29 protein-coding genes and 1 other RNA gene are annotated in these 26,815 nt (G+C 59.2%); 17 read left to right on the top strand and 13 right to left on the bottom strand.

All coding sequences use genetic code 11. The features are described 5' to 3' along the window. Window positions 1-107: 107 nt before the first annotated feature. On the bottom strand, window positions 108-266 hold the full coding sequence (locus tag ACR3EG_RS14670; protein WP_170352446.1) for a hypothetical protein: 159 nt from the start codon (window positions 264-266) through the stop codon (window positions 108-110). Window positions 267-491: 225 nt separating this feature from the next. Between ACR3EG_RS14670 and gatC the strand changes: the two genes are divergently transcribed. From gatC to rnpB, 5 genes are all read left to right on the top strand, one after another. Then, window positions 492-779, top strand: coding sequence for an Asp-tRNA(Asn)/Glu-tRNA(Gln) amidotransferase subunit GatC (gene gatC, locus ACR3EG_RS14665; protein ID WP_170325838.1), 288 nt, complete (start codon window positions 492-494; stop codon window positions 777-779). Window positions 780-782: 3 nt separating this feature from the next. Continuing rightward, complete coding sequence (gene gatA, locus ACR3EG_RS14660; RefSeq protein WP_480496849.1) at window positions 783-2,270, top strand: Asp-tRNA(Asn)/Glu-tRNA(Gln) amidotransferase subunit GatA; 1,488 nt, start codon at window positions 783-785, stop codon at window positions 2,268-2,270. A gap of 35 nt (window positions 2,271-2,305) precedes the next feature. Continuing rightward, window positions 2,306-3,016, top strand: a complete 711-nt coding sequence (locus tag ACR3EG_RS14655) for a hypothetical protein (protein ID WP_170352448.1) — start codon at window positions 2,306-2,308, stop codon at window positions 3,014-3,016. Beyond that, on the top strand, window positions 2,967-3,668 hold the full coding sequence (locus ACR3EG_RS14650; RefSeq protein ID WP_480496850.1) for an N-acetylmuramoyl-L-alanine amidase: 702 nt from the start codon (window positions 2,967-2,969) through the stop codon (window positions 3,666-3,668). The genes ACR3EG_RS14655 and ACR3EG_RS14650 overlap by 50 nt, the downstream gene beginning before the upstream one ends. Before the next feature lie 132 nt (window positions 3,669-3,800). After that, window positions 3,801-4,194: RNase P RNA component class A (rnpB, locus tag ACR3EG_RS14645), an RNA gene on the top strand. Window positions 4,195-4,203: 9 nt separating this feature from the next. Here the strand turns inward: rnpB and ACR3EG_RS14640 are convergent. The 3 genes from ACR3EG_RS14640 to ACR3EG_RS14630 form a co-directional block, all read right to left on the bottom strand. Then, window positions 4,204-4,536 (bottom strand): GYD domain-containing protein, encoded by a 333-nt coding sequence (locus ACR3EG_RS14640; protein WP_480496851.1) that lies wholly within the window; start codon window positions 4,534-4,536, stop codon window positions 4,204-4,206. 65 nt (window positions 4,537-4,601) lie between these two features. Beyond that, window positions 4,602-5,444: a DUF2182 domain-containing protein gene (locus ACR3EG_RS14635; protein WP_480496852.1), complete on the bottom strand. Its 843-nt coding sequence runs from the start codon at window positions 5,442-5,444 to the stop codon at window positions 4,602-4,604. A 12-nt stretch (window positions 5,445-5,456) separates the two neighbouring features. Next, the gene (locus ACR3EG_RS14630) at window positions 5,457-6,092 is read right to left on the bottom strand and encodes a DUF1326 domain-containing protein (RefSeq protein ID WP_480496853.1); all 636 of its coding nucleotides are present in this window, start codon (window positions 6,090-6,092) and stop codon (window positions 5,457-5,459) included. A 293-nt stretch (window positions 6,093-6,385) separates the two neighbouring features. Between ACR3EG_RS14630 and rpmG the strand changes: the two genes are divergently transcribed. Both rpmG and ACR3EG_RS14620 read left to right on the top strand, forming a co-directional pair. Then, window positions 6,386-6,553, top strand: a complete 168-nt coding sequence (rpmG, locus tag ACR3EG_RS14625) for a 50S ribosomal protein L33 (RefSeq protein ID WP_010441901.1) — start codon at window positions 6,386-6,388, stop codon at window positions 6,551-6,553. 215 nt (window positions 6,554-6,768) lie between these two features. Further along, the gene (locus ACR3EG_RS14620; RefSeq protein ID WP_170753213.1) at window positions 6,769-7,275 is read left to right on the top strand and encodes a hypothetical protein; all 507 of its coding nucleotides are present in this window, start codon (window positions 6,769-6,771) and stop codon (window positions 7,273-7,275) included. A 132-nt stretch (window positions 7,276-7,407) separates the two neighbouring features. Here the strand turns inward: ACR3EG_RS14620 and ACR3EG_RS14615 are convergent, their stop codons facing one another. Further along, complete coding sequence (locus ACR3EG_RS14615; protein WP_170352454.1) at window positions 7,408-8,184, bottom strand: Bax inhibitor-1/YccA family protein; 777 nt, start codon at window positions 8,182-8,184, stop codon at window positions 7,408-7,410. Window positions 8,185-8,364: 180 nt separating this feature from the next. After that, window positions 8,365-8,574, bottom strand: a complete 210-nt coding sequence (locus ACR3EG_RS14610) for a DUF1127 domain-containing protein (RefSeq protein WP_480496854.1) — start codon at window positions 8,572-8,574, stop codon at window positions 8,365-8,367. A 127-nt stretch (window positions 8,575-8,701) separates the two neighbouring features. Here ACR3EG_RS14610 and ACR3EG_RS14605 point away from each other — a divergent pair, with 127 nt between their 5' ends. Next, the gene (locus ACR3EG_RS14605; protein WP_480496855.1) at window positions 8,702-9,583 is read left to right on the top strand and encodes a LysR family transcriptional regulator; all 882 of its coding nucleotides are present in this window, start codon (window positions 8,702-8,704) and stop codon (window positions 9,581-9,583) included. 5 nt (window positions 9,584-9,588) lie between these two features. Here ACR3EG_RS14605 and ACR3EG_RS14600 read toward each other — a convergent pair whose 3' ends face one another. Then, window positions 9,589-10,545, bottom strand: coding sequence for an NADPH:quinone oxidoreductase family protein (locus ACR3EG_RS14600; RefSeq protein WP_480496856.1), 957 nt, complete (start codon window positions 10,543-10,545; stop codon window positions 9,589-9,591). A gap of 332 nt (window positions 10,546-10,877) precedes the next feature. On the opposite strand from ACR3EG_RS14600, the gene ACR3EG_RS14595 reads away from it, so the two are divergent. The 3 genes from ACR3EG_RS14595 (at window position 10,878) to ACR3EG_RS14585 (ending at window position 13,535) form a co-directional block, all read left to right on the top strand. Next, on the top strand, window positions 10,878-11,249 hold the full coding sequence (locus tag ACR3EG_RS14595; protein ID WP_170352458.1) for a helix-turn-helix domain-containing protein: 372 nt from the start codon (window positions 10,878-10,880) through the stop codon (window positions 11,247-11,249). A 44-nt stretch (window positions 11,250-11,293) separates the two neighbouring features. Next, entirely contained in the window at window positions 11,294-12,085 is a 792-nt protein-coding gene (hisN, locus tag ACR3EG_RS14590) for a histidinol-phosphatase (RefSeq protein ID WP_480496857.1), read from the top strand. Window positions 12,086-12,200: 115 nt separating this feature from the next. Continuing rightward, the gene (locus ACR3EG_RS14585; protein ID WP_480496858.1) at window positions 12,201-13,535 is read left to right on the top strand and encodes an 8-oxoguanine deaminase; all 1,335 of its coding nucleotides are present in this window, start codon (window positions 12,201-12,203) and stop codon (window positions 13,533-13,535) included. 62 nt (window positions 13,536-13,597) lie between these two features. Here the strand turns inward: ACR3EG_RS14585 and guaD are convergent, their stop codons facing one another. Next, window positions 13,598-14,887, bottom strand: coding sequence for a guanine deaminase (gene guaD / locus ACR3EG_RS14580; protein WP_480496859.1), 1,290 nt, complete (start codon window positions 14,885-14,887; stop codon window positions 13,598-13,600). A 138-nt stretch (window positions 14,888-15,025) separates the two neighbouring features. Between guaD and mgtE the strand changes: the two genes are divergently transcribed. Both mgtE and ACR3EG_RS14570 read left to right on the top strand, forming a co-directional pair. Beyond that, complete coding sequence (mgtE, locus tag ACR3EG_RS14575; RefSeq protein ID WP_480496860.1) at window positions 15,026-16,420, top strand: magnesium transporter; 1,395 nt, start codon at window positions 15,026-15,028, stop codon at window positions 16,418-16,420. Next, window positions 16,417-16,974, top strand: a complete 558-nt coding sequence (locus tag ACR3EG_RS14570) for a 5-formyltetrahydrofolate cyclo-ligase (protein WP_480496861.1) — start codon at window positions 16,417-16,419, stop codon at window positions 16,972-16,974. Before mgtE ends, ACR3EG_RS14570 begins: the two co-directional genes overlap by 4 nt. 1 nt (window position 16,975) lies before the next feature. Here the strand turns inward: ACR3EG_RS14570 and ACR3EG_RS14565 are convergent, their stop codons facing one another. Then, window positions 16,976-17,203: a putative hemolysin gene (locus tag ACR3EG_RS14565; protein ID WP_480496862.1), complete on the bottom strand. Its 228-nt coding sequence runs from the start codon at window positions 17,201-17,203 to the stop codon at window positions 16,976-16,978. A gap of 89 nt (window positions 17,204-17,292) precedes the next feature. On the opposite strand from ACR3EG_RS14565, the gene ACR3EG_RS14560 reads away from it, so the two are divergent. The 3 genes from ACR3EG_RS14560 (at window position 17,293) to ACR3EG_RS14550 (ending at window position 20,794) form a co-directional block, all read left to right on the top strand. Then, window positions 17,293-18,108, top strand: coding sequence for a TIGR00282 family metallophosphoesterase (locus ACR3EG_RS14560; RefSeq protein ID WP_170352465.1), 816 nt, complete (start codon window positions 17,293-17,295; stop codon window positions 18,106-18,108). Window positions 18,109-18,172: 64 nt separating this feature from the next. Beyond that, complete coding sequence (locus tag ACR3EG_RS14555; RefSeq protein WP_480496863.1) at window positions 18,173-19,951, top strand: SLC13 family permease; 1,779 nt, start codon at window positions 18,173-18,175, stop codon at window positions 19,949-19,951. Window positions 19,952-20,047: 96 nt separating this feature from the next. Further along, window positions 20,048-20,794, top strand: a complete 747-nt coding sequence (locus ACR3EG_RS14550; RefSeq protein WP_480496864.1) for an META domain-containing protein — start codon at window positions 20,048-20,050, stop codon at window positions 20,792-20,794. Here the strand turns inward: ACR3EG_RS14550 and ACR3EG_RS14545 are convergent, their stop codons facing one another. The 4 genes from ACR3EG_RS14545 to ACR3EG_RS14530 form a co-directional block, all read right to left on the bottom strand. Further along, the gene (locus ACR3EG_RS14545; RefSeq protein ID WP_480496865.1) at window positions 20,795-22,456 is read right to left on the bottom strand and encodes an FAD-binding dehydrogenase; all 1,662 of its coding nucleotides are present in this window, start codon (window positions 22,454-22,456) and stop codon (window positions 20,795-20,797) included. Beyond that, the gene (locus tag ACR3EG_RS14540; RefSeq protein WP_480496866.1) at window positions 22,453-23,319 is read right to left on the bottom strand and encodes a bile acid:sodium symporter family protein; all 867 of its coding nucleotides are present in this window, start codon (window positions 23,317-23,319) and stop codon (window positions 22,453-22,455) included. The genes ACR3EG_RS14545 and ACR3EG_RS14540 overlap by 4 nt, the downstream gene beginning before the upstream one ends. A 72-nt stretch (window positions 23,320-23,391) precedes the next feature. Beyond that, on the bottom strand, window positions 23,392-24,126 hold the full coding sequence (locus ACR3EG_RS14535) for a glutamine amidotransferase (protein ID WP_480496867.1): 735 nt from the start codon (window positions 24,124-24,126) through the stop codon (window positions 23,392-23,394). A 16-nt stretch (window positions 24,127-24,142) separates the two neighbouring features. Continuing rightward, window positions 24,143-25,915, bottom strand: coding sequence for an SLC13 family permease (locus ACR3EG_RS14530; protein WP_480496868.1), 1,773 nt, complete (start codon window positions 25,913-25,915; stop codon window positions 24,143-24,145). 110 nt (window positions 25,916-26,025) lie between these two features. Here ACR3EG_RS14530 and ACR3EG_RS14525 point away from each other — a divergent pair, with 110 nt between their 5' ends. After that, window positions 26,026-26,766, top strand: a complete 741-nt coding sequence (locus ACR3EG_RS14525; RefSeq protein ID WP_480496869.1) for a YebC/PmpR family DNA-binding transcriptional regulator — start codon at window positions 26,026-26,028, stop codon at window positions 26,764-26,766. Window positions 26,767-26,815: the final 49 nt, after the last annotated feature.

Below are 26,815 nucleotides of genomic sequence, written 5' to 3'. Positions count from 1 at the left end.
GCTGACTTTGTGTCCATCCTAGCGTGTCATCAGACTAAGCGCAGCAGGCGATTGTATAAAATCCGGGTCGGGGAGAGGGGAACCCGACCCGGACGAAGGGGGTCACATCACTTACCGACCTTCGTTTTATCTTGCGAGACAGGTTCCGAGACCGTTTCGGGGAAGGTCAGGTCGCGGGTCAGGCTGCCCATGGTCGGCCCGAATGCCTGTGCCTGCGCTGCCAGAAGGGTCGAGGTCAATACAAGGGCGGTCATGAACGTTTTCATCGTCTTACTCCGATTGTGCGTTTCCGTGAGTATGAAATGAACAGTTCAGTTCAGTTTTTCAAGAGGCGAAGTGAACTAATCGGTTTATTTTTTGCATAACGGCTATGCTTCATTTGCAGTCGGCTTGGGTCGCCGGGGCGAAAGGCGGGTAAATCCGCCCCCTGCCGCTCTTGCGACCGGGGCGGCAGACAGGTAAACGCCACCTAACGCATATGAGGTTTTCCGATGTCGATTGACCAAAGCACCGCCGCCAAGGTGGCCAAACTGGCCCGGATCAAGGTCGAGGATGACGCGCTGCCCGCGCTGGCATCCGAATTCAACACCATCCTTGGGTTCATTGAGCAACTGAACGAAGTAGATGTTGAAGGTGTCGAGCCCATGGTCTCGGTCGAGCCGATGCGCCTGAAACGGCGCGAGGATGTGGTCACCGACGGAAACCAGCAGGACAAGGTTCTGGCCAACGCCCCCGACGCGCGCGAGGGCTTTTTCGCAGTCCCCAAAGTGGTGGAGTAAGACATGAGCGATCTGAACAAACTGGGCCTGGCCGAGGCCCGCGATGCGCTGCGCAAGGGTGACGTTACCTCGGTCGAGCTGACCGAAGCCTGCCTGAAAGCCATTGATGACGCCGAGGCGCTGAACGCTTTTGTCCACAAAACGCCCGAGATCGCGCTGGAGCGCGCCAAGGCCGCGGACGCGCGGATCAAGGACGGCGACGCGCCTGCCATGTGCGGTCTACCCATCGGTATCAAGGATCTGTTCTGCACCAAAGGCGTGCCCTCGCAGGCGGCCTCGAAGATTCTGGAAGGCTTCAAGCCCGAATACGAATCCACAGTGTCGCAGCAACTGGCCGATGCTGGTGCTGTTATGCTGGGCAAGCTGAACATGGACGAATTTGCCATGGGTTCGTCCAACGAAACGTCCGTTTATGGCAATGCAGTTAGCCCGTGGCGTCGCGGCAATGACGATGCGCAGCTGACACCGGGCGGTTCCTCGGGTGGTTCGGCTTCGGCTGTTGCGGCTGACCTGTGTCTGGCCGCAACCGGCACCGACACTGGCGGTTCGATCCGTCAGCCCGCCGCGTTTACCGGCATCACCGGCATCAAGCCGACCTACGGCCGTTGCTCTCGCTGGGGCATTGTGGCCTTTGCGTCCTCGCTGGATCAGGCTGGTCCTATGACCAAGAACGTGCGCGATGCGGCGATCATGCTGGAAACCATGTGTGGCCATGACCCCAAGGATTCCACCAGCGCCGAATTGGCTGTGCCGAACTTTGAGGCGATGCTGACCGGCGACATCAAGGGCAAGAAAATCGGCATCCCTAAGGAATACCGTATGGACGGTATGCCGGCCGAGATCGAAAAGCTCTGGGCGGATGGCGCTGAGATGCTCAAAGCTGCTGGGGCCGAGATCGTCGATATCTCGCTGCCGCACACCAAATACGCGCTGCCTGCATATTATGTGATTGCCCCGGCCGAGGCGTCCTCGAACCTGGCGCGCTATGATGGCGTCCGCTATGGCCGCCGCGCCACGCTGGCCCAGGGCGATGGCATCACCGAAATGTACGAGAAAACCCGCGCTGAAGGCTTCGGTCACGAAGTTCAGCGCCGCGTGATGATCGGCACCTATGTGCTGTCGGCTGGTTTCTACGACGCCTACTACAACCGCGCCCGCCGCGTACGTACCCTGATCAAGAAAGACTTCGAAGACGTCTTTGCCGCAGGTGTCGACGCAATCCTGACGCCCGCCACCCCTTCGGCGTCGTTCGGGCTGGGTGAGATGACCGAAGCCGATCCGGTGCAGATGTATCTGAACGACGTCTTCACCGTCACCGTGAACCTTGCGGGCCTGCCCGGTGTCTCTGTCCCGGCAGGTCTGGACGCACAGGGTCTGCCGTTGGGTCTGCAGTTGATCGGACGTCCTTGGGAAGAGGGCGATCTGCTCAACACGGCCTACGCGCTGGAAAACGCCGCCGGGTTTGTGGCCAAGCCGGGCAAATGGTGGTAGGTCTGGGCGCAGGCAAGACAACACGGAGCAGCCGGATGCGATTTACGTTTCTGATCCCCGCAATCGGGTTTGTGGCCGCCTGCAACACGGTGGCCCCGATACAGGGGACCGACTTCAACACGCCGTCTTATCAGGCGCAGCGTGAGGCCCAATTGGCTGGCCAAGGCTACACGGGCAACCCTCTGGTCGGCCCGGTAGACGTGTCAGAGCAGGCGCTTGGCGCGCCGGGTACAGCACTGCCCCCATCAGGAGACAACGCGGACCTGGCCTCTGCTACTGCGGCGGCATTGGCTAGTACATCTGCCTCTGGTGCACCTTTGACGGCTCCGGTTGCGACAGAGCTTCCGAGCAACAACGCCATCTCGGATGAGCAGGATTTCGGGGCTGTATCTGACCGCCGTTCCATCGAGTCAGATGCGGCACGGATCGAGCAGAATCGTCAAACCTATGAGGTGGTTGCCCCAACAGCGATCCCTCAGCGGGGCACCGATGGACAGCCCAACATTGTGCAATACGCGTTGAGCACTTCAAATCCGGTTGGTACGCAGCTCTATAGCAGGGCAGGGTTCAACCTACAGGCCAAGGCGCAAAGGAATTGCGCAAAATTCCCGTCGGCGGATCAAGCACAGATCGAGTTCCTGTCCAATGGTGGCCCGCAGCGCGACCGTAAGGGGTTGGACCCGGACGGAGACGGGTATGCCTGCGGCTGGAACCCCAGCGCGTTTCGCAGTGCCGTCAACAACTGACCTGACTCCGATCTGGCACCCTTCCCCCAATTTCGGCTCACGCAGGGACGGGTTGGCGCCGTCGCTTGTCGTTCTGCACTACACCGCAATGAACAGCGCCCAGGCGGCGTTGGATCGCCTCTGCGACCCGCAATACGAGGTGTCCGCCCACTACCTGATCGGTTGTGGCGGCACGCTCTGGCAGATGGTGCGCGAAGAAGACCGTGCCTGGCACGCCGGGGCAGGCGAGTGGCACGGCCAGACTGATATCAACTCGCGCTCGATCGGGATCGAGCTGGACAATCGCGGCGACCACCCCTTTTCCGAGCCGCAACTGGCGACACTCGAAACCCTTCTGCCCGCAATCCTGTCGCGCTGGAATATCCCGCCATCCGGCATGATCGGTCATTCCGACATGGCTCCGGGTCGCAAGATCGACCCCGGCCCGCGCTTTCCTTGGTCTCGGCTGGAACACCAAGCCCTTGCCGCCCAATCGGGCGCAGGCGATTGCCCGCAAAACCTCACACAAGACGCGTTCCGCGCTGCTGCCCGCGCCGCAGGCTATACTGCCCAAACCGACGACGATACGCTGCTGGCAACTGTGCGCCTGCGTCACCGTCCAAGTGCAAAAGGCCCTTTGCACCCTGACGATTTCGCCGCGCTTATCCCCTAGAACCTGATCCGCCCTTCATCTGGCCAAAAATACCTCGGGGTTGAATTGGCCGCAGGCCAAGAAGGGGCTGGCCCCTTCTACCAACCAATCCACTCTTGACGCCGCCTGGCCCAAAGCCTACCCAGCCCATGCGCGGAGGGCCGGATGGCCGCTGGGGTCGCAAGACCCGAGAGGAAAGTCCGGACTCCACAAGACAACGGTGCCGGGTAACGCCCGGGCGGGGTAACCCGACGGAAAGCGCCACAGAAATCAGACCGCCACACGCGTGTGGTAAGGGTGAAACGGTGGGGTAAGAGCCCACCGCGCCGCTGGCAACAGCGGCGGCACGGCAAGCCCCACCGGGAGCAATGCCAAATAGGGTCCCCGCGCGGGCCGGTCGGCGCCCGCCGATACCGCCGCTAAGCCTGTCTTGGCCCAGAGGGACCGGGTTGGCAGCTTGAGCCGCGCAGCAATGCACGGCCTAGAGGAATGGTCATCGAAGGGGGTAACCCCGGAACAAGATCCGGCTTACAGGCCCTCCGCGCATATTCCCTGCTCACTTGCCCGGAGGTGAATAGGCTCCGGCAAGTTTGGCAGCTTTTTTCTGAATCGCGACAAAATCTTTGGCCTTCCATGCGCGAACAGTCTCGACCTTGGAAACCGCGCCCGAGGCTGCGACGGCCATGCCGACCGCGACCGCATCAGTTCCGTCAGGTGCTTCGCTGATAACAACCACGTCGTTTTCGCCAGTTGTCACATAAAAAGCCAATAACTTGCCTCCGACTTTCTTTAAAAGAGCTTTCACCGGTCCCGTCCGATCCGCCGGCTTCTTAAGCATCCCACGGACACCGCCCTGCGAATAAGTGGCGTAAGTAATGAAAATTGGCATGTCTACCTCCTGAAAAAATGAAGGGGACCCTTAAGTTGGCCGGCCCCGAAAGCCGAGTATCTTGATCACGTCACCGGAATCGAAAGCCCTGCCATCAACCAACCACCGAATACGATCAAGGCAATGCCGGTCAGGGGAACCAGCCATCTTGCATGCGGGATAAGTTTTTCCAGCGCGACATACACGGCGATCCCGACAATCCAATAAAGGTTCATAACGCCGCCAACAAACAGCAGCAGCATCAGCGCCCAGCAGCACCCAAGGCAATATGCCCCATGCAGTGCGCCGGTACGAAAGGCGCCAACTGCACGCGGTCTGCTATGGTCGGCCAAAAAATGCGCAGGGTTGCGGCAATGACGCAGGCATGCAGTTTTCAGGCTGGACAGTTGATAGAGCCCGGCCGCCAACAGAATAATCCCGGCAAAGGTTCGGGATCGGATCGTCATCATCGGTCCGTCGGATAACCCGACCTGTTCCAACCCCCATTGCGCTCCTGTTGCCAATGCGCTGAAGACCGCCCAAGTCACCAGATACCCGCCCAGAAACACCATGCTCAGGACAGCGGACCGGGCCTTTTCAGGCCCCATGCGTTTGATCGCGCTATAAAGCAAAACGGTAGGAGCAGCGCTGGGTGTCATCATGGCGATCATCATCACCCACCACATTAGAAAAATAAGGATGGCGTAAGGCAGGGTCCACGTCGTTTGACCTGCCATTGTCATTGGCTTTCCGATCGGTTCGGCCATGCGGGTCATGTCCACTGCGGACATGTTCATACCAATGCCAACTGTTGTGTACCACGCAGCGCCAAGGACGACTGCGAGGACACTCAGCAACACGACTAGTCGGTCATGGCGTAAGACACGATCAATGGCTCCGGCCGAAGCCGCTTTGTTCTTGGACGTCATGATCGCACCTGTTCACGCGCCAAGAACGCCGTGGCCTGATATGTTGAGATGCGCCAAATGCGCATGGGTGGCGTCAAAGCTCAGGCTGATCTCGCCACCCGTTGTCCGTGCTTTCCCCGAGGCGGCCTCGGCCTGACGGTATTCAAATCCATTCGGTAATTGAATGGATGCCCGATGGGGAAGACCCGATACGATATGAGGAATCGGATTGACCTCAAGATCGAAGACACCATGAACCTTTGCGTGGCCTGTGCGGTCTTCGCGGGACCAGCTCAACTCGATCGGTACATAGAGTGTTTCGTGTTTGTTTGGTGCCATGGCGCTATAGACGAACCAGAATGTCGCCATTTCATCCGTGTCCTGACCAGTCATGATAGCTTGCATCGCCGCCCGCTGATCGGCCGAGGCCGAGACGTCGATCACCAATTGCATTTGGCCGTTGCCTTCGTGAATCGGGCCCGGCCAATAGTAGACGCCTGCCGCGCGGATTCCCGCAAGATCGGTGTCTCCGTAGTGGCCGCTTTGGATATCATAAACAACAACCGCTTCGCAGTTGCCATGCGTCGGCAAAACGCTGAATTGGCACGGGCAACCGAAGTTGCAGTTGCAATTGGCCAATTCCTCGGCCTGAAGTTCCCATTCTGTCATAATAGCCCCCCAAGTGTACGGCATGATAAAACCGCGCTGCCCCAGGGTTTTGCCTGTGATCCGATGCCTCGTGCATCCCGCCGGAATGCAGCCTTTTGGTCTGCTCCGACCACAGAACTGTATCACGGAACCGTGATCCCACCAAATCGACACAGTCCGGCTGTCGCGCGTCAGATGGAATTGTGCGGAAAAGACACCGATTCAGGTTGACTCGGCTGTGCGACCGGGTAAAAGCGCACGCTCATAGGAATTCAACCGAAAGGCCCCTGCCTTTTCGGACGCAGGAGATAACCATGGCGAAGCCGACGACAATCAAGATCCGTCTGAACTCGACCGCGGGCACGGGCCACTTCTACGTGACCAAGAAAAACGCGCGTACCATGACCGAGAAAATGACCATTCGTAAATACGATCCGGTCGCTCGGAAACATGTCGAGTACAAGGAAGGCAAGATTAAGTAATCTGCCGTCCCTCTTGGACAGTTTGGAAGGCCTCGTGTTTACGGGGCCTTTTTTCGTTTGAAACTGGTCAGATGGTGCATCTCGGGCGACCTTGTGCTGCATCTGTGCCGTTGCAACGGCGCATCAGCCCTAAAGCTATTCGCTACGGCTGCGGGTTGCTTTTTGGAACGCCTTTCTCATACGCTTCAGCTAATCGTTCCAAAATGTTGGCCGTCATGAAAAAAATCTTGTTATCCACAGCTACCGTTCTGGCCCTTGCGGCCTGTGAGGACCCTTACAACCGCTCAGGTGTCGGCTTTACCGGCATTGATGGTGAGCCCCGGACAATTGCGGATGTTCCGGGTGCGGTCGCCTTCTTGCCTGAGGCGACGAACGTACCCGCAGAACTCGCCGTCTTGCCGGCGGTGCCCGTGACGACAAGCGAAACCGACCCGCAGAAAATCGCGCGGATCGCGATTGACAATGGCGGCCGCAGTGACACCAATTCAGTCGTGCTGACCGGTTCAGACACAAACCTGTTCCTTAGCACAGTCAGCGTAAACGGAACGCTGTATGGTGTGTTGCGCACCGCGAATAACTCGACCCGTATCGACAACGAAATCGGAGCAGCCTTCGGTCGTAACGCCGAACAGTTCACTGGTTGTTTGCCTGCGGGCAATGTGTTCCGCAAAGGGTCGTCGCAGCGCAGCTCGGGCTTTGCTGTTCCTCTGAACTGCAGCTGATCTTTTCTTTAAGCCGTCCAAGACGAAAGGCCCTCACCGGATAGTGGGGGCCTTTTTGGGTGTACTAAATAGCCGGCGAAAAAAAAGGGCGAGCCATTGGCTCGCCCTGAATTGCGTGGTCTGAAGACCGCTTTACTCGCGGTTGCCGAACAACTGCAGCAGGAACATAAACATGTTGATAAAGTCGAGATACAGGCTCAGTGCGCCCATGATCGCTGCTTTACCCAACCATTCCTGATCACCCGAATGGGCCATTTGCAGGTAAGTGGTTTTGATGTTCTGCGTGTCGTATGCGGTCAGTCCAGCGAAGATCAGCACACCGATGACCGAGATTGCAAAGGCCATGGCTGAGGATGCAATGAAGATGTTCACGATAGATGCTACGATCAGACCAATCACGCCCATGATCAGGAACGTGCCCATCGCCGACAGATCTTTCTTTGTCGTGTATCCATACAGCGACAGCCCCGCAAAGGCGATGGCAGTGATAAGGAAGACCTGAATGATCGACTCGCCGGTAAAGACCAAGAAGATCCAGCTGATCGAAACGCCCATAACGGCTGCGAACAGATAGAATACCGTCTGTGCAGCTGCTGCCGACATACGGTTGATCCCAGCGCTAAAGCCAAAAACAAAGGCCAGCGGCGCGAACATGATCACCCATCTCAGCGGCGATGAAAACAGGGCGGCACCCAGCGATGTCAGGTATTTGTCAGCGCTCAGTTGCGCCGCTGCCGCCGATGGGTCGGTTGTTGTTGCCAGGCCGGCAATTGCCCAAGCCGCCGCAAATGTTATCAGCATGCCGACGGACATGGTGCCGTAGACTTTATTCATGTGGGCGCGCAGGCCCTCGTCAATCTGGGCAGCGCGCGCGCCGGCCGCTGTCCGGATCGTGTCAAATTGTGCCATAAAAGGGTCTCCCTTCGTTAATTCTTAGCGCGCCCGCGAGAGGGCGGCGTTCCCCGCAAATATCGGCAACTGCGGGCAAGCTTTCAAGGGTTTAGCGCAGGATTCCGGTTAAAACTGACAACAAAAATGGCGACCTGCTGATGCGGATCGCCATTCCAGGAAAAAAGATCAATTTAAAAATCATCTTTGCCAGAATTCCGGCGCATCCCAGATTTTGCGCGAGGCCTCTGCCTGGGCCTGTTCGCGGGTGATTCCGATGTCTTCCAATGCGCGGGCATCCAGCCGAGCCAGGGTACAGCGCTGGCGATACAAAGACACGGCGTCCATCAACGTTTTCAAGCCAAACCGGCGGCGCGGTGGACAGGGGTGGTGGAGTGCAACTTGGGTCATAATTTATGTCCTTTCCTTTGTTTGCGATGAATATCGCCCGTCTCATCAACTTCCTTGATTTATATGGCGTGGTATGACACATTTTAAAAATGAATGTTTTTGATCTGATCCATAAGGAATCGTGAAGATGCGAAATCTCGATGTTACGACGCTGCGATCCTTCGTGGCCGTAGCCGACCAAGGCGGAGTGACCCGCGCCGCCGGGTTCCTGCATCTGACGCAATCTGCCGTCTCAATGCAGCTGAAGCGTTTGGAAGAGCTTTTGGGTCTGGATCTGTTGGACCGCAGCGGTCGGACCATTGCGCTGACACCCTCGGGCGAACAGCTGTTGGCGTACGCACGGCGTATGGTCGCTTTGAATGATGAGGTGATCTCGAAGCTGACGGACCAGGCCTATGAGGGAGAAGTCGTGCTTGGTGTACCGCATGACATTGTATACCCGGCCATTCCGCGTGTCTTGAAGCAGTTCAATGCAGATTTCCCTCGGGTGCGCATCCAACTGGTGTCGTCTTTCTCGTTGCAGCTCAAGGATATGTTCAAGAAAGGCGAATGTGATTTGATCCTGACGACCGAGGGCGGGGCGTCCGATGGTGCTGAATCGATCGCAGAATTGCCTTTGCGCTGGGTCGGTGCGCCGAATGGGTCTGCTTGGCGTAAGCGTCCATTGCCCTTGGCCGAAGGGCGCCGGTGCCTTTTCCGACCCAAGGTGATCAGCGCCCTTGACGCACAGGACATTCCCTGGGAACTGACCGTCGACGCCGAAGATGATCGTACAATCGAGGCAACGGTCAGTGCCGACTTGGCTGTAAGCGCGATGCTGGAAGGGACCGAGGCCGCACATCTCGAGCTTATCGACTCCGGCGGTGCTTTGCCCGATCTGCCTGTGCAGATGATCAACTTGTACGGTGGAGAGGCGGGCCGAGGTGATGTGGTCGAGGCCCTGGCTGCTTTGGTCCGTCAAAATTTCCGCATGTTGGTCGGCACGCCCTTGAAGGCGGTCGCGGGGTAGGGGGTTCAGATAGTGATCACGACTTTTCCGGTCGCGGTCCGATCCCGTAGCATCTGCAAACCTCTGGCTGCTTCGGTCAGCGGAAACGTATGACTGATATAAGGTTTTATGCGCCCTTCGGTATGCCACTGGAACAGGGTTTGAAAGCTCTTTTGCACGATTTCCGGGCGGAAGTTCAGATACCCACCGATATAAAAACCTATGACGGTCAGGTTTTTGACCAGCAGATGATTCGCTGGGATTTGCGGGACTTCGCCGCCGGCAAAGCCGATTGGCACTAATCTTCCTTCGGGGTTTGTGGCGCGAAATGCGGCTTTGAACACATCGCCGCCGATTGCATCATAGACGACATCAGCGCCGCCCAATTCCTTGACCCGCATGCGAAGGTCCTCAGAGCTATCAATCAAGTGATCCGCTCCCGCCTTGCGGGCCACCTCCAGCTTTTCAGAGCCACGTGCCTGCGCGATGACGGTAGCCCCCATAAGTTTGCCGATTTCAACCGCAGTTAAGCCAACGCCTCCGGCGGCGCCGGTGACTAAAAGTGTTTCGCCCGGTTGCAGCTGCGCTCTGTGATCCAAAGCCATATGCCCTGTTCCGTAGGCAATCTGGATGGCGGCGGCGTCTTCAAAGCTCATGCTGTCTGGCATCGGGATCGCCCGCGCAGCCTCGAATACACCATACTCGGCTAGCCCACCTTGGCCTGAATAGATGGCGATGCGATCGCCCGGATTAAGGTGCGTGACGTCGGGCCCGCAGCTGTCGACAATCCCAGCGATTTCCATGCCCTGGGTGAATGGGGCCGGAGGCGTGTCCTGATACGTGCCCTTTTGCATCAACAGATCGGCAAAATTCAGGCCACAGGCTTTGATGGCAACGCGAATCTGTCCTGGACCGGGCTCGGGTATGTCCAGATTGCACAGCCGGGGTTCGGCCCCGATGGTTTCGATTCTAAAAGCCTGCATCAACTCGCTCCGTGTTTGCGGCATAGATTCGGTTTGTCCGGCCGTTGTCAATTCATTACCGGGCGAGACAACCTAAGGCAGCGCAGTGATTACATAATATTGCAATGCGTGTATGCGTTTATGTCTATTGCGATTGCACAACCGTAAACCATTGTTGGGTAATCTCGATTCAACCCGCTTGAAAAAATCAACAAAAGGCGCAATATTGCGCTATGGTGCTGATTTGGGGGCATGTTCCAAATTAGGGAGTGGTTAAGCGCGACTCGCTAGTGATGCGGTGGTGGTGTACGCCGTGCGTCCCTGGAAGTTGTGTGTAGTAGAGGAGAATACCGATGACCCATCACGTCGATGTCCATGTGGGCAAGCGCGTACGGCATCGCCGTTGGCTGATTGGGATGACTCAACAGCAGCTGGCGCAGCAGGTTGGTATCAAGTTTCAGCAAATCCAGAAGTATGAAACAGGGGCCAACCGAATCAGCGCATCCCGCCTGTGGGACATTGCCGAGGCACTAGATGTTCCGGTCAGCTTTTTCTTTGAAGGTCTGGAAGAGGCTGAGAAAGAAACCGCTGGCAAGAAATCGGTTCCTGCGGATCTGATGGGGGACAAGGAAGCACTGGATCTGGTTCGCTCGTATTATGCGATTCCTGAAAACCAGCGCCGCCGTCTTTTCGAACTGGCTCGGGTTCTCAGCGACGTCGCTTGAATTAGCGGGTTGACTCTGATGCCGGTGATCCTCACGGGTGTCGCATGCAACAGATCTCGCTCAGTGACATAGAAGTAGCACAGGAAATGGCCGACGCCGCGCGCGAGGTCATTCTTCCTTTTTTCCGGAAACCGGATCTGGAAACCTCGAACAAGCTGACTGACGGTTTTGACCCGGTCACTGTCGCGGACCGGGCGGCGGAACAGGCCATGCGGGCGGTTCTGGCGCGTCACCGTCCAGACGATGGCATTTTTGGTGAAGAATATGGGCAGGTCGAGGGTCTCAGCGGTCGCACCTGGGTGTTGGATCCGATCGACGGAACCCGAGGCTTCATCAGTGGCACTCCGACTTGGGGGGTTCTGATTGCCCTCAGCACTCAGGACGGACCCGTCATGGGGGTGATTGATCAGCCCTATATTGGCGAGCGTTTCATAGGGTCGGCGGATACTGCCGAGGTCTCAGGTCCGACTGGTACGCAACCTTTGAAGACGCGCGCGACTGAAACGCTGGACCAAGCCGTTTTGTTTACCACGTTCCCCGAAGTGGGAACTTCGGAAGAACGCGCAGGATTTGAATCCGTAGCGCAGCACGTACGCCTGACACGTTACGGCATGGATTGTTATGCCTACGCGTTGTTGGCAGCGGGGCAGGTCGATCTGGTGATTGAATGCGGCTTGAATGCCTATGATATTCAGGCACCTATCGCAGTGATCGAGGCTGCAGGCGGTATCGTGACTGACTGGCAAGGTGGCCCGGCACATCAGGGTGGACGCGTGCTTGCTGCGGCGAATGTTGACCTGCATGCCAAGGCGCTGGCCATTCTGCACGACGTTTGAAACGGGTTGATGCGGGGGCGATGGTCAGGTAGCGTTCATCCCGCTGGTTCTTGAGCCCGTTTTCCGCCAGCTATCGCACTCCATGCATGAAACGGGCATGTGCAAGGAGGGCGAAGTGACAGAATTCCTTATCAAAAACGCAGACTCAGTCCTGACCATGGATGACGCGCGCCGTGAACTGGCGGGTGCGGATATCTTGGTCCGGGGCGGTCAGATTACTGCGATTGGCCATGGGCTGACAACGCTGGGGGACGTGCACGATGCAGCCGGATGCGTCGTCACGCCAGGTCTGGTTAATACGCACCACCACCTCTATCAGACCCTTACGCGTGCTGTCCCAAATGGGCAGAATGCATTGCTGTTTGGGTGGTTGCAGACGCTCTACCCGATCTGGTCACGATTTGGGCCGGAAGAGATGTTTGTCTCGGCTCAGATCGGGCTGGCCGAGCTTGCTTTGTCGGGCTGCACCCTGAGTTCGGATCACCTGTATCTTTACCCCAACGGCGCAAGATTGGACGATACCATAGCCGCGGCGGCCCAGATTGGCCTGCGTTTTCACCCGACCCGAGGCGCGATGAGCATTGGCGAAAGCGACGGAGGCTTGCCACCGGACGCTTTGGTTGAAAAGGAACAGGCAATCCTAGACGACATGATCCGCGTTGTGGACGCCTTCCATGATCCGTCCGAAGGCGCAATGTGCCGCGTTGGGTTGGCCCCCTGTTCGCCGTTCTCGGTCAGCCGGGATTTGATGCGGGATACAGCTGTTCTGGCGCGCGACAAGGGCGTGATGCTGCACACCCATCTGGCCGAGAATGACGAGGATATCGCCTATTCTCAGGCCCAATTCGGCTGCCGTCCGGGGCAATATGCCGAAGATCTGGGCTGGACGGGTTCGGATGTCTGGCACGCCCACTGCGTCAAACTGGACGGGGCCGAGATTGACCTTTTCGCCCGCACTCAAACCGGCGTCGCCCATTGTCCCTGTTCGAATTGCCGTCTGGGGTCGGGGATTGCCCCGGTCCGAGCGATGCGAGATCGCGGCGTTCCGGTGGGTCTGGGTGCGGACGGCTCGGCCAGCAATGACAATGGCAGCCTGATCCTTGAAGCCCGGCAAACCATGCTGCTGCAACGGGTCGCAAACGGAGCCGATGCGATGTCTTCCCGCGAGGCACTGGAAATCGCCACGCGCGGCGGTGCGGATGTGTTGAACCGCCCTGATTGTGGCCGGCTAGAGCCCGGAAAACGCGCCGACATTGCCATCTGGGACACGCGCGGCATCGAAAGCGCGGGCAGTTGGGACAAGGCCGCGCTGCTGTTGTCCGGCCCGATGAAGGTCAAACATCTGTTCGTTGAAGGCCGCCAAATCGTGCGTGACGGACAGATCACAACGCTGGACCTGCCCAAAATCATCGAAACTCAAAACCGCCTCGCTCGCGCGTTGGCAGGTTAGGCGCGGGTCCGCTCTTCATCTGGTCAAAAATACCTCCGCCGGAGGCATGGGCCGCAGGCCCATCAAACTGAAACAGCCCGCCCCCCGATCCAGACCTCTGCAATGGCGCGGTCGTCACCCATCATGATGGTGGGGAAGATCGCCTCCCATATATCGTCCGCACAAGCTTCGCGCTGGGCGATAGCAGGGGTTGAGGCCAGATCGAGCACAACCAGATCCGCTTCCATACCCGGCTCAACATTTCCGATCCGGTCGTCCAGCCGCAGCGACCGCGCTGACCCGACAGTGCCCAGCCACAACAGCTGCGCCGCGTGCAAAGGCGCGCCGCGCAGCTGGCCGATCTCATAGGCCGAGGCCATCGTGTGCAGCATTGAAAAGCTCGACCCGCCGCCCGTATCCGTGGCCAGCCCTACCCGGTGCCCGTCGCGCATCAACCCGGTCATGTCGAACAGGCCCGAGCCAATGAAGGTATTCGAAGTCGGGCAATGGATCAGCGCCGCGTCCACCTCGCGCAGACGATCCCGTTCGCGCGCCTCCAGATGGATGACGTGGCCGTAGACGCCATGCGATCCCAGCAGGCCGAATTTCTCGTAGGTATCCAGATAATCCCGCGCTTCGGGAAACAGCTCGCGGACCCATGTGATCTCATCGGTTTGTTCGCTCAGATGGGTCTGCATCAGGCAATGGGGGTGTTCGGCCCAAAGCGCGCCCATCGCCTCCAGCTGCTCGGGCGTCGAGGTCGGCGAAAAACGCGGCGTGATCGCATAAGACAGACGGTCGATGCCGTGCCATTTCTCCAACAGCGCCTGCGACTGGTCATAGGCGGTCTGCGCCGTGTCCCGCAGCGCCTCGGGCGCGTTGCGGTCCATGCAGGTCTTGCCCGCGACCACCCGCTGATTGCGGGCCTGCGCTGCGGAGAAAAACGCGTCCACACTCTCAGGATGAATGGTGCAGAAACTGCACATGGTCGTTGTGCCGTGCGCTGCCGTCAGGTCCAGGTAACGGTTGGCGATCTTAGCGGCATAGGCGAGATCGCCGAACTTCATCTCTTCGGGGAAAGTGTAAGTGTTCAGCCAGTCGATCAGGCGTTTGCCCCAGCTGGCGATCATCGCCGTCTGGGGGTAATGCACATGCGCATCCACGAACCCGGCCATGATCACGTGCTGTCCGTGGTCGACCACTGCCGCCTCGGGGTGTTCTGCGCGCAGGCCGGTGGCGTCCCCAACGGCCGCGATGCGGTTGCCGTCGATCAGTACCGCCTCGCTGATCTTAACCGCATCGGTGGGGTTGCCCTCAAAGGGCGAGCCCTCAAAGCTTAGAACACGGCCTTTCAGCAGCGTTTTTTGCGCCATTTTTTATCATCTCCGCCTGTATGGGGTGTGGAAACACCATAGGGCGGCTAAACTTGTCGGTAAATCGGCGCATTGTCATTGTTTTCCGATAGCTGCTTCTTCTAATTAGAGGCCAATGACCAGAACACGGGGGCAGACATGACCACAGGCTTTGATGAACCCGTAACCGATGCGACCAGCGATGATGACGCCTATGCGCTGGACCGGCGGACAGTAGCGGCGATCCTCTACGCCGTTGACATAGATGACCGCGACAAGCTGGTCGAGCTGATGGAGCCGCTGCACGCCGCCGACATCGCCGACCTGCTGGAGCAGATCAACCCTTACGACCGTGCCCGCCTGATCCGTCTGTATGACAAGGAATTTGACGGTGACATCCTGTCGGAACTGGATGAGGCGATTCGTGAAGAGGTGATCGGCGTTCTGCGCCCGGACGTTCTGGCCGACGCTGTGCGCGACATGGAAAGTGACGATGTTGTCGACCTGTTGGAAGACCTGGAAGAGCCGCAGCAGGAGGCGATCCTTGACGCGTTGGAGGATTCCGAGCGTGTCGCCGCTGAACAGGCGCTGTCCTACCCCGAGAACTCGGCCGGTCGCCTTATGCAGCGCGAGGTGGTTATGGCCCCGGAGCATTGGTCGGTAGGGCAGGCCATCGACTTTATGCGCGCCAATGATGATCTGCCCGAGCAGTTCTATCACGTGGTGCTGGTCGACCCGCGCCTGAAACCTGTGGCGCAGGTGACTTTGGGCAAGCTGATGGCGACGCGGCGCGATGTTCCTCTGCATGACATCGCCGAAGAAGAGTTTCATACCATCCCCGTGGATCAGGACGAGGAAGACGTGGCTTATGCGTTCAACCAATACCACCTGATCTCGGCCCCGGTGGTGGATGAAGATGGGCGGTTGGTCGGCGTGATCACCATCGACGACGCCATGGTCGTGCTGGATGAAGAACACGAGGAAGATATCCTGCGTCTGGCTGGGGTCAGTGACGAAAGCTCGATTTCGGACAGTGTCGCGGCGACCAGCAAGCGGCGTCTGCCTTGGCTGGCGGTGAACCTGTGTACGGCGATCTGCGCCTCGCTGGTGATTTCGCAGTTCGAGGCGGCGATTGATCAGCTGGTGGCGCTGGCGATTCTGATGCCGATCGTGGCCTCGATGGGGGGCAATGCGGGTACGCAATCGCTGACTGTGGCGGTGCGGGCGCTGGCCACGCGCGACCTGACGGCGGCCAACGTGATGCGGGTGATCCGGCGGGAATTGCTGGTGGGGATGCTGAACGGGCTGTGTTTTGCCGTCGTGCTGGGCACGGTGGGGATGATGTGGTTCGATTCTCCGATGCTGGGTGTCGTGATCGGGTCGGCCTTGGTCGTGAACATGATCATCGCAGGCTTTGCGGGTACGGTAGTACCGGTGGTGCTGGACCGTCTGGGCGTTGACCCTGCGCTGGCGTCGGGGACTTTTGTGACCACCACTACGGATGTCATGGGGTTCTTCATCTTTCTGGGGCTTGCCAGCGTGGTGCTACTGTGACCGATCTGATCGAAATCAAAGCCGCCGCGCGTAAGGCGGCTTTTGCGCGCCGCAAAGCCGCGTTTGACACGCGATTGCCCGGTGCGGCCGGACGTTTATCCGAAGTGCTGGCAGGGCACCGGGGCGTACCGATCTCGGGCTATATGCCAATCCGCACCGAGATTGATCCACTGCCCGCCATGGCCGAGGCTTCGGCCTATGGCCCCGTCGGTGTGCCTGTCATTCAGGCCGCCGCGCAGCCGCTGAGGTTTTCCCGCTGGACGCCCGAGGGGGCGCTGAAAGACGGCCCGTTCGGTGCGAAAGTGCCCGAGGTCGACGACTATTTCGACCCCGAGATACTGATCGTGCCGCTGGTGGCGTTTGATGCACAAGGCGGGCGTCTGGGCTATGGGGGCGGGTTTTATGACCGCACGCTAGAAGGGCTGCGCGCCCAACGCCCGACGCTGGCCATCGGGTTCGCCTTTGATGCTCAGGAAGCGGAAGGGCTGCCGCTGGAACCGACAGATCAACCGCTGGATATGGTGATCACCGAAAGCCGGGTTCTGACGTTTTAAACTAGCCCATGTTTTCTGCGCGGAAGAACTCCCACGCGTCTTGTTTTGACCCGTCGGGCAGGGTGCAGGTTCCGGTCTGTCCCTCGGCGCCGTCCACGATTTCATATGTGCCGCCTTTTTCGACGCAGAACGTAGCCGCAGGATTGGCCAGTCCGACCTCAGGCCCGGGGGTGGGGTCACAGGCGGCCAACGGAGTCAGTAAAGCGGCCGAGAGGATGTAGCGGGTCATGAATGTCTCCTGATGCAATATGTTTCCCTGCGTTATGGCGGCAGTTTAACCACTTGTGCTTGGCCGAGGCCACACTTAGGACGGTTCGTATGAGAATATTGTTTCTGGGTGACGTTATGGGCCGTGCAGGACGCACGGCCATTCAACAACATTTGCCACGTCTGCGCGATGAATGGCGGCTGGATTTTGTTGTGGTCAATGGCGAGAACGCGTCGAACGGGATGGGGCTAACCGGCGATCACGCCAAGTTGCTGCTGGATGCAGGGGCCGATTGCCTGACGCTGGGCGATCACGCGTTTGACCAGAAAGACATGCTGCAATTCATCGAGAAAGAGCCGCGCGTCGTGCGCCCCGTAAACTTCGCCAAAGGCGCGCCCGGGCGGGGGCATCGTTTGTTCAACGCGCCGGGGGGGCGCAAGGTGCTGGTGGTGCAGGTGCTGGGGCAAGTCTTTATGAAGCGGCCCTTTGATGATCCGTTCTCGGGTGTTGAGCCGATCCTGAAATCCCACCCGCGCGGCGGGCAGGCGAATGCGATCATTGTCGATATGCATTGCGAGGCGACGTCGGAAAAGATGGCGATGGGTCACTATTGCGACAAGCGCGCCAGCCTTGTGGTCGGCACGCACACACATGTGCCTACAGGTGACGCGCAGATTCTGCCCGGCGGGACGGCTTATCTGACCGATGCGGGGATGTGCGGCGACTACGACTCGGTCATAGGTATGGATAAAGTCGAGCCGATGCGCCGCTTTATCACCGGGATGCCCAAGGCGCGGTTCACCCCCGCCAATGGTGAGGCCACCTTAAGCGGCGTGTTTGTCGAGACCGATGATCGCGACGGGCAGGCAAAATCTGTGCATATGGTGCGTGTTGGCGGGCGATTGCAGCAGGCGGGGCCGCAGTAAGGCTTGCTCTGTCTCGCGCAATGCGTGAAACTGACCGCCGGGCCAGAGGTCGGACACACCAGGAATGCAATTCATCCAACTGACAGAGACGGGCAGCGCGATACTGGCGCTGATGGTTGTCGCGGGCATGTTCATTATGTTCCTGCGCGAGATATACCCAACTGAAGTGGTGGCTATTGGCGGCGTGGCCGTCATGCTGCTGACCGGTATCTTGCCTTACCAAAGCGCGCTGGTCGTGCTGTCCAACCCCGCGCCGTGGACCATTGCAGCGATGTTCATCATCATGGGGGCGCTTGTGCGTACCGGCGCGCTGGATGCGTTTACCTCCACCGCGCAAAAGCAGGCGCAGGTGAACCCGCGCTTTGCTATCGGTCTTCTGATGGCTTTTGTCGTTTTGGCTTCGGCCGTGGTGTCGAATACGCCCGTGGTCGTGGTGATGATCCCGGTCTTTGTGCAGATTGCACGGACGCTGAACGTGCCGGCCTCAAAGCTGCTGATCCCGCTCAGCTATGCGGCGATTCTGGGCGGAACGCTGACCCTGATCGGCACGTCGACCAACCTGTTGGTGGATGGTGTGGCCCGGTCGCAGGGCATGGCCCCTTTTACCATCTTCGAGGTCACGCCATTGGGCATCGCACTGGTGATCTACGGCATGGTCTATCTGCGGTTCATTGCGCCGCGCCTGCTACCGGATCGCGACAGCATGGCTTCACTTCTAAGCGACCGCTCGAAGATGAAGTTCTTTACCGAGGCAGTTATTCCCCCAGAAAGCAACCTGATCGGGCGCGAAGTGACAGGCGTGCAGCTGTTCAAACGTCCCGGCGTGCGTCTGATCGACGTGGTTAGGGGCGATGAATCGCTGCGTCGCAACCTCAAGGGCGTTGAGCTTAAGCTGGGTGACCGCGTGGTTTTGCGCACCGAGATGACCGAGTTGCTGAGCCTTCAGAGCAACAAGGAATTGAAGCGCGTCGATCAGGTTTCGGCGGTCGAAACCAAGACGGTCGAAGTTTTGATCACTCCCGGTTGCCGAATGGTGGGCAGAACTCTGGGCGCGATGCGTCTGCGTCGGCGCTATGGTGTGTATGTGCTGGCTGTGCATCGTCGGAACCAGAATATCGGACGCCAGTTGGATGATCTGGTTGTGCGCGTAGGGGATACGCTGCTGTTGGAAGGCTCGCCTGAGGATGTTCAGAAACTGGCCGCAGATATGGATATGGTAGACGTCTCGCAGCCTTCGGCTCGGGCTTTCCGTCGCAGTCACGCGCCTATTGCGATCGGGTCACTTGTTGGTATCGTCGTGCTGGCGGCGCTTGGCGTTGCGCCGATCCTGCTGTTGTCGATCATCGCGGTTGCGGCGGTGTTGCTGACGCGCTGCATCGACGCGGATGAGGCGTTTTCCTTTATCGAAGGCCGTCTACTTGCGCTGATTTTCTCGATGCTGGCGATTGGCGCAGCGCTGGATAAATCTGGTGCGGTGTCCCTGATTGTCGAAGCGGTTGCGCCCGGCTTAAGCTCTCTACCGCCCTTCCTGATCATTTGGGCCGTGTACCTGCTGACCTCGGTGTTGACCGAGCTTGTGTCAAATAACGCGGTGGCCGTGGTCGTGACGCCGATTGCCATCGGTCTGGCGCAGGCGGTGGGCATTGATGCGCGCCCGCTCGTGGTGGCGGTTATGGTGGCGGCCTCGGCCTCTTTTGCGACGCCAATCGGGTATCAGACCAACATGATGGTCTACGGCCCCGGCGGGTATCGGTTCACCGATTTTCTGAAGGTGGGTGTGCCGTTGAACCTGACTGTGGGGCTTCTGGCGTCGCTACTGATTCCGCTGATCTGGCCGCTGTAACGACGGCACGTAATTGCCGAATAAAATGCCTGGGGCTTGTAAACGCTGATCAAGTCACGATCTTTTTATCAAATAGGAATGTGAAAGGATTGGAACATGCCTTTTCCGAAGCTCGGCCAGGCCATCGTCGTTGGCGCAGTTGCGCTGACCATTCTGGGAAGTCAAAGCCATGCGGGCACCGTTACCGGGACCGCCACATATCGCGAGCGGATCGCAGTGCTTCCAGACGCGACTCTTTACGTCGAACTGCAGGATGTTTCTCTGGCTGATGCGCCTGCCGTGACGCTTGCGTCTCAGCGCTATGCGTTGACCAGTGTCCCTGCCGACTACCAGCTGACCTATGATGACGCGCTGATTCAAGATGGCCGGACATATGCCGTCCGAGGCTCAATCTACCATGGCAACAAACTGCTGTTCACAACAGATACGGTGAACCCAGTGCTGACGCGAGGAGCCGGGGATACGGCGGACCTTTTGCTGGTGAAAGTGCCGTCACAACCAGCCGCAAGTCTGGATGGCACCAACTGGACAGCAATCGGCATCAACGGTGAAGTAGTGGACGCAAAACGCCCGCCGCAGATTACCTTTGCGCAGGACGGTGCGTTCGGCGGTACTGGCGGGTGCAACAGGTTCTCGGGCCAGGCCGAAATCAGTGGTGACAGCCTGAATTTCCCTGACAACATGGCTGCGACCCTGATGGCATGCCCGCCCGAGCTTGAAGAGGTCGAAGATCAATTCCTTGCCGCGCTCCAGACTGTGACCCGCTATGCAATGGCCGGAGACAGCCTTGTGCTGTTGGACGCGGCAGGAGAGCCCGTTCTGAAATTCGTCCGAGCGCAGTAGTCAGGCCACAGCGCGCGACCGTCCGGCATTGCGGCCCGAGAAGATGCAGCCGCCCAGAAACGTGCCCTCAAGCGCGTTGTATCCGTGGTATCCTCCGCCGCCAAAGCCCGCGACTTCTCCGGCCGCGAACAGGCCGGGGACGACCTGACCATCCGCCCCGATCAGTTGGCTGTCTAGGTTGGTCTGCAGCCCGCCCAACGTTTTGCGCGTCAGAACGTGCAGTTTGACCGCGATCAGCGGACCGTTGTTCGGGTCAAGGAACTTATGCGGCTTGGCGGTGCGGATCAGCCGGTCGCCACGATAGTTGCGCGCGGCCAGAATAGCAGCCATCTGGGCATCTTTGGTGAAGGGGTTATCAACCTGTGAATCCCGCGCTTCGATCTGGGCGCGCAGATGGTCCTCGTCGATTGGGGCGTCGCCCATCTGGTTCATGCCACGCACCAACTCGCTGAGCGTATTGGCGACAATGAAATCCTCGCCATGCTGTTTGAACGCCTCGACCGGGGCGGTGGCTTTTGATCCGGTCAGTATCCGCTGCAACAGCACTTCGCGCCAACCGCCTTCGGTCATGTCGGGGTTCTGTTCGGACCCAGATAGTGCGAATTCCTTCTTGATCACCTTCTGGGTCAGCACGAACCAGCTGTATTCATAGCCGGTTTTCAGGATTTCCTTTAGCGTACCTAGCGTGTCAAACCCCGGCAGGCAGGGCGGCTCCATCCGGTTTCCGGTCGCGTCAAACCACATAGAGCTTGGTCCGGGGAGGATGCGGATGCCATGCGATGGCCAGATCGGATTCCAGTTCCGCACGCCTTCGGTGTAGTGCCACATCCTATCGCCATTGATCACGTGACCGCCCGCCTTCTCGCTGATGGCAATCATACGGCCATCCACGTGAAAGGGGACACCTGCGATCATATCCTTGGGCGGTTCTCCCAGCCGTTCACGGGGCCAGTTCTTACGTACCATCTCGAAATTGCCGCCAATCCCGCCGGAACTGACGATGATCGAGGGCGCGTAGACCTCGAACTCGCCCACTTCGTCGCGGTTGGTCTTGGCCCCTTGCTGAGCGGTGTCATCGGCCAGAACCTCGCCCGAGACACCCTTGGCGCAGCCGTTCTGCATGATGATATGGCTGACCTGATGGCGGAACTTCATCTGGATCAGCCCGTTATCCTCATGTTCGCGCACGCGGCGGATAAAATGTTCCAATACGCCCGGCCCGGTGCCCCATGTGATGTGGAACCGCGGGACCGAGTTGCCATGCCCATCCGCATATGACCCGCCGCGCTCGGCCCAGCCGACCACGGGGAACCAGCGCAGACCCATATCGTGCAGCCACGGACGCATCTCGCCTGCGGCGAATTCCACATAAGCCTCGGCCCATTTGCGCGGCCATGCGTCCTCATCCCGGTGGAACTGCGCGCTGCCCATCCAATCGCGCAAGGCCAGGTCGTGGCTGTCGCGGATACCCATGCGGCGCTGTTCCGGGGTGTCGATCATGAACAGCCCGCCAAGGCTCCAGAACGCTTGCCCGCCCAGAAAATGCGCGGGCTCCTGATCGACGATGATGACCTTTTTGCCCCGGTCGCCCAGCTCGGCAGCGGCAGCCAGTCCGGCCAGCCCAGCCCCCACAACGATGGCATCTGCAGTGTTATTGGTCATGCGACGTCCTTTCGGCGGAACCATAGGAGGAAGGGCACGGCCACGACATACATCGTGATCCCGTAAACGGCCGACGGAAGGGCCAGCGGGCTAAATCCGCTTTCGGTGCCAGTGATCAGCGCAGCTAGCGTGATGCCCAGGGTCGAGTTCTGAATGCCGGTTTCGATGGAAACGGTTTTGGCCTCATCCCAAGACAGGTTCGCGGCTTTGGCGATCCCCAGACCGATCAGCAGTAGTGCGATGTTCAGGGTGATCAGGCCGCCGCCCATGATCCCGAGATTTTCGGTGAATGTTTGCCAATTGGCGGCCAATGCAGCCAGAACCACGAGCACGAACAAGATGGTTGCCAACCTGGACAAGCCGCTTTCGATCCGGTTTGCAAATCCAGTTGCGAAATGGCGGATGCTAATACCGATTGCGACGGGCAGGGTGGTGATCAGGAACATGGCGATTGCCAGCCCGGTGATCGAGACCTCGGGGGCGTCGGCCCCCATGAAATGCGCGATCGACCAGGCGGCCAGAAACGGTACTGTCAGCATCGACAACAGGCTGATCACTGCCGTCAGGCTGACCGACAGGGCCACGTCCCCCTTGGCCAGTTTCGACAGGATATTGCTAGTCACACCGCCGGGGCAGAAGCTGAGGATCATAAACCCCACCGCAATTTCGGGCGGCAGCGCGAACAGTTTGACCGTGGAAAAGGCCGCTATTGGCAGCAGCACGACCTGACACAGCGCGCCGATAGCAAAGGGGTAGCCGCGTGTCAGGACGCGGCGAAAATCTGCAATCTCAAGTCCTACGCCCAGAGATAGCATGATAATGGCCAGCGACAGCGGCAGGCCGACAGATATGAGTAGATCCAAGAACAACTCCTCCCAAAGCCGTTCCGGTCAGCCTATGCGAGCGGTCCGCAATTGCGCAACCGCGCCGTTGGGTCAGCCATAGCGTTCCGCAAAACGGCGCAGGATCAGTGCCGGCTGGGTGACATCGGCCGCGTGGCAGATGTCGATCAGGCGCTGGGCATCCTCTGGTGGAAAATAGCCGTGATGCTTGTAGATATTGATACGTTCCTCAAAGTCCTTTGCCTCGGCCTCGGGATGGAACTGCGTCGCATAGACGTTCTGGCCGAAACGGATCATTTGAAACGGGCAGGGGTCAGAAGCCAGCAAGTGCACGCATCCTTCGGGTAGTGCCTGAACCGCCTCTTTGTGGCCGACAAACGCGTCGAAAGTTACGGGCAGCCCTACCGTTAGCTGGTCCTGCATACCGTCCTCGGTCACGTGGCAGGTCGAAGGCCCGACGGGTTCACCGTATTTTTCTTTACTGACCGCCCCGCCAAGGTGGGCGGCCAGAATGCCTAAGCCATAGCAACACCCCATGAAGGGATAGTCCTGCGCAGTAATCTGCGGCATCAATCCCATGATCGACGCTTCGACGCGGGCATCTATGTCAGATTTCGTTGCGGGGTCATCGCTGACGCAGCCGGGGCCTCCGCCGACGATCACGCCTGCGTAATCGGTTACGTCGAGCCCCTCAGGCAGAGTTTCGCAATCCAGACGGATGCGATGCGTTCGCTCGGGCGTCAGCCCGGTTTTGTCCAGGATCGAGGTATACTCAGCATCCGAGGCGTCCGTCTCAGGGCGCAATTGCAGGATCAGAAATCGTTTCATACGCAGCCTTTACCCGTCACAGCGGCCAGAACACAAGGATCGAGGGGATCGAGACCGCGATGATCAAAATCTCAAGCGGCAGCCCCATGCGCCAGTAATCGCCAAAGCGATAGCCGCCGGGGCCCAGCACCAGCGTGTTGTTCTTGTGGCCAATGGGTGTCAGAAACGCTGCCGAGGCTGCCACGGCCACCGTCATCAGGAACGGATCGGGCGAGACCTCCAGCGTGCGCGCCATCTGGATGCCCACAGGAGCGGCGACAATGGCGGTGGCGGTGTTGTTCAGCACATCCGACAAGGTCATCGTGACCACCATCAGCACCGTCAGAATGGCCCATGCAGGCAGGCCGTTGGTCAGCTGGATCAGAGCATTGGCGATCAGTTCCGTGCCGCCCGAGGTCTCAAGCGCGCTGCCCAGCGGGATCATCGAGCCCAGCAGTACCACGACGGGCCATTCGATATGGTTGTAGATCTCGGCAATAGGCATGATCTTGGTCAGTACATAGGCCACCACCACCAGACCCAGCGCAATCGGCAGGTAGATCAGCCCGATACTGGCCGCCAGCACGGCCGCCCCGAACAGACCGATCGCCAGCCACGCCTTGTCATTTGCGGTCACGTTCAGGCCGCGCCCAGCCAACGGCAGACAGCCCAGCCACTCGGTCACGTCCGCACTGCGATCACGCGGACAGAGCAGCAACAGGATATCGCCTGCTTCGACCTCGGTCTTGCGGACCTGCTGGGTGATCTGGCGACCTTGGCGCGAGATGCCCATCAGCACCGTGCTTTGGCGCCATGCCAGCCCCAACCCTTGGGCGGTGCGCCCGGTGATACGGGCGTTTTCGGTTGCGACGACCTCGATCACTTCTAGTCCGTCACCCTCGGCGGTCAGCAATTCCTGCCGTCGCGTGTCCGAGAAATCCAGGTTCAGCGCCGAACGGAATTCGTCCAGCGCCTCGGGTCTGGCCTCCAGCACCAGCGCATCGCCCGCGTGCAGGGTGGCATGGGCTGAGCGCCCGTAGCGACGCTTGCCGTCGCGGATCAGGCCGATGATGGCGACGTCGGATTTCTCGGCCACCTCGTACAACTCGCTGACGCGTTTGCCGATCTGAGGGGATTCCGGCGGGATGGTCAGCTCGGCGATGTATTCGGCCAGCGCCTCAGAGCTTTCGGTTTGCGGCCCGCGATCGGGGATGAACCGCCATCCGATCAGCGCGACAAAAGCCAGACCGGCAATGGCTGCGATCCCGCCCACGGGGGCGAAATCGAACATATGGAACGGCTCACCCAGAGTTTCGGCTCGGATCGAGGCGATGATGATGTTGGGTGGCGTACCGATCAGCGTGACCATGCCACCCAGAATGGTAGCGAAACTCAACGGCATGAGTGACAGGCCTACAGACCGTCCGGCCTTGCGTGCGGTCTGGATATCGACCGGCATCAAAAGCGCAAGCGCCGCCACGTTGTTCATGAAGGCCGACAGGACCGCTCCGATCCCGCCCATCAGCGCAATGTGCGCGCCCAGCCCGCGCGAGGCATCGACCAGCGAGCGCGTAATCAGGAATACCGCGCCCGAGCGCACCAGCCCGGCAGACACAACCAGAACCAGCGCCACGATGATGGTTGCGGGATGGCCGAACCCGGCGAATGCGTTGTCCACGGGCACAACGCCCAGCACAACACCAATCATCAACGCCGAAAAGGCAACAAGATCATATCGGAATCGCCCCCATAGCAGCATTCCAAAAACTGTGGCGAAAAGGGCAAAAAGAATAATTTGATCACTTGTCATGTCGCCACCATACCCGTGACGGGATATCGGGCAAGCCGCTCTCTTGATCCTGCCCCCCGCAACCGTCTATATGAGCGCCGAACACGCAATCACGATGACGAGGACGCACTATGGCAGGCCATTCCAAATGGGCCAACATCCAGCACCGCAAGGGACGTCAGGACGCCGCGCGGTCCAAACTGTTTTCCAAACTGTCGAAAGAGATCACCGTGGCCGCCAAGATGGGTGACCCCGATCCTGACAAGAACCCGCGCCTGCGTCTGGCGGTGAAAGAGGCCAAGTCGAATTCGGTCCCCAAGGACGTGATCGACCGCGCGATCAAGAAATCGCAAGCCGGTGAGGGCGACGACTACGAAGAAATTCGGTATGAAGGCTATGGCCCCAACGGTGTCGCGGTCATCGTCGAGACGATGACCGACAACCGCAACCGGACAGCCTCGACCGTGCGGTCTACCTTCTCGAAGAATGGCGGTAATCTGGGCGAGACTGGCTCGGTCGGGTTCATGTTCGACCGAAAGGGAGAGGTTGTCTATCAAGCGGACGCGGGCGACGCGGACACGATCTTTGAAGCCGCGATCGAGGCGGGTGCCGAAGATGTCGAAAGCTCGGAAGACGGTCACATCATCTGGTGCGCTGATACCGATCTGAACGACGTATCCAACGCGCTGGAAGAGGCCTTGGGCGAATCCGAATCCACCAAGCTGGTCTGGAAACCCACGACCACGACCGAGCTGGGTCTGGAAGATATGCAAAAGCTGATGAAGCTGGTCGATGCGCTGGAAGACGATGACGACGTACAGCGCGTGACGACCAATTTCGAAGCGACGGATGAGGTCATGGCTCAGCTGTGATCCTGTCGTTAATCGAGCAGGAAAACCCGGCCTCTGGTCGGGTTTTTTT

It is taken from the genome of Ruegeria sp. AM7 (genome assembly GCF_056535965.1).
The sequence above is the reverse complement of the archived record's forward strand: the minus strand, read 5'-3'. Positions and strand labels throughout refer to the sequence as shown.

What these genes read in the sequence shown, in the direction of transcription:
- ACR3EG_RS14620 (WP_170753213.1), top strand. Translation starts at nt 6,769, where the DNA reads ATGAAAAAAATCTTGTTATCCACAGCTACCGTTCTGGCCCTTGCGGCC.
- ACR3EG_RS14560 (WP_170352465.1), top strand. Translation starts at nt 17,293, where the DNA reads ATGAGAATATTGTTTCTGGGTGACGTTATGGGCCGTGCAGGACGCACG.
- gatA (WP_480496849.1), top strand. Translation starts at nt 783, where the DNA reads ATGAGCGATCTGAACAAACTGGGCCTGGCCGAGGCCCGCGATGCGCTG.
- mgtE (WP_480496860.1), top strand. Translation starts at nt 15,026, where the DNA reads ATGACCACAGGCTTTGATGAACCCGTAACCGATGCGACCAGCGATGAT.
- ACR3EG_RS14615 (WP_170352454.1), bottom strand. Translation starts at nt 8,184, where the DNA reads ATGGCACAATTTGACACGATCCGGACAGCGGCCGGCGCGCGCGCTGCC.
- guaD (WP_480496859.1), bottom strand. Translation starts at nt 14,887, where the DNA reads ATGGCGCAAAAAACGCTGCTGAAAGGCCGTGTTCTAAGCTTTGAGGGC.
- ACR3EG_RS14605 (WP_480496855.1), top strand. Translation starts at nt 8,702, where the DNA reads ATGCGAAATCTCGATGTTACGACGCTGCGATCCTTCGTGGCCGTAGCC.
- ACR3EG_RS14600 (WP_480496856.1), bottom strand. Translation starts at nt 10,545, where the DNA reads ATGCAGGCTTTTAGAATCGAAACCATCGGGGCCGAACCCCGGCTGTGC.
- ACR3EG_RS14610 (WP_480496854.1), bottom strand. Translation starts at nt 8,574, where the DNA reads ATGACCCAAGTTGCACTCCACCACCCCTGTCCACCGCGCCGCCGGTTT.
- rpmG (WP_010441901.1), top strand. Translation starts at nt 6,386, where the DNA reads ATGGCGAAGCCGACGACAATCAAGATCCGTCTGAACTCGACCGCGGGC.
- ACR3EG_RS14640 (WP_480496851.1), bottom strand. Translation starts at nt 4,536, where the DNA reads ATGCCAATTTTCATTACTTACGCCACTTATTCGCAGGGCGGTGTCCGT.
- ACR3EG_RS14525 (WP_480496869.1), top strand. Translation starts at nt 26,026, where the DNA reads ATGGCAGGCCATTCCAAATGGGCCAACATCCAGCACCGCAAGGGACGT.
- ACR3EG_RS14565 (WP_480496862.1), bottom strand. Translation starts at nt 17,203, where the DNA reads ATGACCCGCTACATCCTCTCGGCCGCTTTACTGACTCCGTTGGCCGCC.
- ACR3EG_RS14535 (WP_480496867.1), bottom strand. Translation starts at nt 24,126, where the DNA reads ATGAAACGATTTCTGATCCTGCAATTGCGCCCTGAGACGGACGCCTCG.
- ACR3EG_RS14550 (WP_480496864.1), top strand. Translation starts at nt 20,048, where the DNA reads ATGCCTTTTCCGAAGCTCGGCCAGGCCATCGTCGTTGGCGCAGTTGCG.
- hisN (WP_480496857.1), top strand. Translation starts at nt 11,294, where the DNA reads ATGCAACAGATCTCGCTCAGTGACATAGAAGTAGCACAGGAAATGGCC.
- ACR3EG_RS14650 (WP_480496850.1), top strand. Translation starts at nt 2,967, where the DNA reads ATGCCTGCGGCTGGAACCCCAGCGCGTTTCGCAGTGCCGTCAACAACT.
- ACR3EG_RS14630 (WP_480496853.1), bottom strand. Translation starts at nt 6,092, where the DNA reads ATGACAGAATGGGAACTTCAGGCCGAGGAATTGGCCAATTGCAACTGC.
- ACR3EG_RS14670 (WP_170352446.1), bottom strand. Translation starts at nt 266, where the DNA reads ATGAAAACGTTCATGACCGCCCTTGTATTGACCTCGACCCTTCTGGCA.
- ACR3EG_RS14555 (WP_480496863.1), top strand. Translation starts at nt 18,173, where the DNA reads ATGCAATTCATCCAACTGACAGAGACGGGCAGCGCGATACTGGCGCTG.
- ACR3EG_RS14655 (WP_170352448.1), top strand. Translation starts at nt 2,306, where the DNA reads ATGCGATTTACGTTTCTGATCCCCGCAATCGGGTTTGTGGCCGCCTGC.
- ACR3EG_RS14635 (WP_480496852.1), bottom strand. Translation starts at nt 5,444, where the DNA reads ATGACGTCCAAGAACAAAGCGGCTTCGGCCGGAGCCATTGATCGTGTC.
- ACR3EG_RS14530 (WP_480496868.1), bottom strand. Translation starts at nt 25,915, where the DNA reads ATGACAAGTGATCAAATTATTCTTTTTGCCCTTTTCGCCACAGTTTTT.
- gatC (WP_170325838.1), top strand. Translation starts at nt 492, where the DNA reads ATGTCGATTGACCAAAGCACCGCCGCCAAGGTGGCCAAACTGGCCCGG.
- ACR3EG_RS14545 (WP_480496865.1), bottom strand. Translation starts at nt 22,456, where the DNA reads ATGACCAATAACACTGCAGATGCCATCGTTGTGGGGGCTGGGCTGGCC.
- ACR3EG_RS14595 (WP_170352458.1), top strand. Translation starts at nt 10,878, where the DNA reads ATGACCCATCACGTCGATGTCCATGTGGGCAAGCGCGTACGGCATCGC.